Origin of the sequence: Streptomyces johnsoniae, from assembly GCF_031845565.1 — a bacterium.
In the GTDB taxonomy this organism is placed as follows: domain Bacteria; phylum Actinomycetota; class Actinomycetes; order Streptomycetales; family Streptomycetaceae; genus Streptomyces; species Streptomyces johnsoniae.
Genome location: NZ_JAVREV010000132.1, coordinates 1 through 219 on the forward strand (window position 1 = coordinate 1; position 219 = coordinate 219).

Consider the following 219-nt stretch of genomic DNA (forward strand, 5'->3'; position numbering starts at 1 on the left):
AGCCGGTGGTGGGGGGGGTGATGGTGGCGTTGGCGGGGTTGTGGGAGTCGTTGGGTGTGGTGCCTGCTGCGGTGGTGGGTCACAGTCAGGGGGAGATTGCGGCGGCGGTGGTGGCGGGTGGTTTGTCGTTGGCGGATGGTGCGCGGGTGGTGGCGTTGCGGTCTCGGGTGATTGGGGAGCGGCTTGCGGGTGGTGGGGGGATGGTGTCCCTTCAGCTGC

The 219-nt window shown here is 69.4% G+C and carries 1 protein-coding gene; it reads left to right on the forward strand.

Going from position 1 to position 219, the window contains the following annotated elements; all coding sequences use genetic code 11:
* A partial coding sequence (locus RM779_RS33600) for an acyltransferase domain-containing protein (protein WP_394813462.1) occupies nucleotides 1-219 on the forward strand: 219 nt, incomplete at both ends.